The sequence below is a fragment of the Streptomyces sp. NPDC052101 genome (assembly GCF_040680235.1).
Classification (GTDB): domain Bacteria; phylum Actinomycetota; class Actinomycetes; order Streptomycetales; family Streptomycetaceae; genus Streptomyces.
This window is the reverse complement of record NZ_JBFAWH010000110.1, coordinates 1-2331: the sequence shown is the minus strand read 5'-3', so window position 1 is coordinate 2331 and position 2331 is coordinate 1. Positions and strand designations below refer to the sequence as shown.

At 71.5% G+C, this 2331-nt stretch carries 1 protein-coding gene; it reads left to right on the top strand.

Annotated elements, in window-relative coordinates; translation table 11 throughout:
- Positions 1-31: 31 nt before the first annotated feature.
- Positions 32-2331: acyltransferase domain-containing protein (locus tag AB0L75_RS44040; RefSeq protein WP_365191919.1), on the top strand; the 2300-nt coding region annotated here is incomplete at its 3' end.

Below are 2331 nucleotides of genomic sequence, written 5' to 3'. Positions count from 1 at the left end.
GGGTGCGTGTGGTGGTGTGGTGCCGTGGGTGGTGTCGGGGCGTTCGGAGGCGGGTCTGCGGGGTCAGGCGGCCCGGTTGCGGGAGTTCGCCGCGGTCGGTGAGGTGGATGAGGTCTCCGTCGCCCGTTCGCTGGTGATGTCGCGGGCGTCTCTTGAGCACCGTGCGGTGGTTGTTGCGGGGGGCCGGGAGGAGTTGCTGGCTGGTCTGGAGGCGGTCGCGGGGGGTGAGTCGGCCGCGCAGGTGGTGTCCGGCACGGTCGCGGGTGAGCCGTCGGGCGCGGTGTTCGTGTTCCCTGGTCAGGGCTCGCAGTGGCTCGGTATGGCGGCCGAACTGCTGGAGTGCTCGCCGGTGTTCGCGGAGACGATCGAGCAGTGTGCCGCCGCGCTGGCTCCGTACGTCGAGTGGGACCTGTCGGCGGTTCTGCGGGACACCTCCGACGGTGCTGCTCTGGAGCGGGACGATGTGGTGCAGCCGGCGTTGTGGGCGGTGATGGTGTCGCTGGCGGCGCTGTGGCGTTCGCTGGGCGTCGAGCCTTCCGCGGTGATCGGTCATTCGCAGGGTGAGATTGCGGCGGCGTGTGTGTCGGGTGCGTTGTCGTTGCAGGATGGTGCGCGTCTGGTGGCGCTGCGCAGTCAGGTGATCGCGAAGGAACTCGCGGGCCGCGGCGGCATGCTGTGGCTCGCGACGTCGTCGGCCCACGCCGGGCAGCTGATAGCCGGGCGGGAGGGCGTGTGGGTCGCTGCCCTGAACGGTCCGAGCGCCACGGTGGTCGCCGGTGATCTCGACGCGCTGGACGAGGTCAGGGCGGAGTGCGAGCAGAGCGGTCTGCGCACACGGACCGTCCCGATCAACTACGCCTCGCACACCCAGCACCTCGAGCAGGTGCGCGACCAGTTGCTGGAAGCCGGTGCATTCCTCAGCCCCCGGTCGGGTGATGTGCCGATGTACTCGACGGTCACCGGCGAGCGCGTCGACGGTACGGAGCTGGACGCGGAGTACTGGTACCGCAACCTGCGTGAGCCGGTGCGGTTCGCGCAGACCGTCACCGCGCTGATGGAGCAGGGCAGCGGCGTCTTCGTCGAGGTCAGTGCCCACCCGGTGCTCGCCGGTGCGCTGGGTGAGGTGGCCGAGGCGGCTGGCACGGATCTGGTGTCGGTGGGCACGCTCCGCCGTGACCAGGGTGGTCTGGGCCGGGTCGTGATGTCGCTGGCCGAGCTGTGGGTGCGCGGCGTGGAGGTGGACTGGACCGCGGTCGTGGGTGAGGGCGGACGGGTGGATCTGCCGACGTATGCCTTCCAGCGGGAGCGTTTCTGGCTGTCGGGGTCGGCGGGTGTGGGTGACGTCGGTGGGGCGGGGCTGTCGTTGGTCGGGCATCCGCTGCTGGCGGCCGGGGTGAGCCTGGCCGACGGCGGAGGGCTGGTGTTCACGGGCCGGCTGTCGCTGGCCGCACAGCCGTGGCTGGCTGATCACGTCGTGTCGGGTCGGATGCTGGTGCCCGGTGCGGCGCTGGTGGAACTCGTGCTGCGTGCGGGCGAGTTCGTTGGCTGCGACGTCGTCGGCGAACTGGTGCTGCAGTCGCCGTTGGTGGTGCCGGATGCGGAGTCGGCCATGGACGTCCAGGTGACGCTGGGCGAGGCCGACGAGCAGGGACAGCGAGCGGTGCGGGTGTTCTCGCGTGTGGTGCGGGACGGCTGGGACGCCGAGTGGACCTGCCACGCCGAGGGCACGGTCGCCGCGGGTGCCGGCGATGCGGCTGTGGGGGCGATGGGACAGTGGCCGCCCGCTGACGCCACGGCCGTGGATGTCGACGGGTTCTACGAGCGGTTGGCCGAGTGGGGTTACGGCTACGGGCCGGTGTTCCAGGGTGTGCGTGCGGTGTGGCGGCGGGGCGAGGAGGTGTTCGCCGAGGTCGAGCTGCCGGAGTCGGCTGCGGCCGACGCCGAGCGCTTCGGTGTGCACCCCGCGCTGATCGACGCAGCCCAGCAGAGCCAGGTCGCGACCGCGTTCGGCCAGGGCGGCGAGGTCGAGCCGCACCTGCCGTTCTCGTTCACGGGCGTGCGCGTCCATGCGACCGGCGCGACCGCCGCTCGGGTGCGGGTGCGCCCGAACGGGGACGACACGGTTTCGGTGCTGATGGCCGACAGCACGGGGCAGCCCGTACTGACCATCGACAGCCTCGTGTCGCGTCCGGTCGCGATGGACGCCGGGACGGGCACCACCGCGAAGCCCCGCGTCGACTCGCTGTTCGAGGTGGAGTGGGCGGTGATGCCGGTGGAGTCGGCCGATGGTGCGGGGTTGTTGGGTGATGTGCTGGTGCTGCGGGCTTCGGT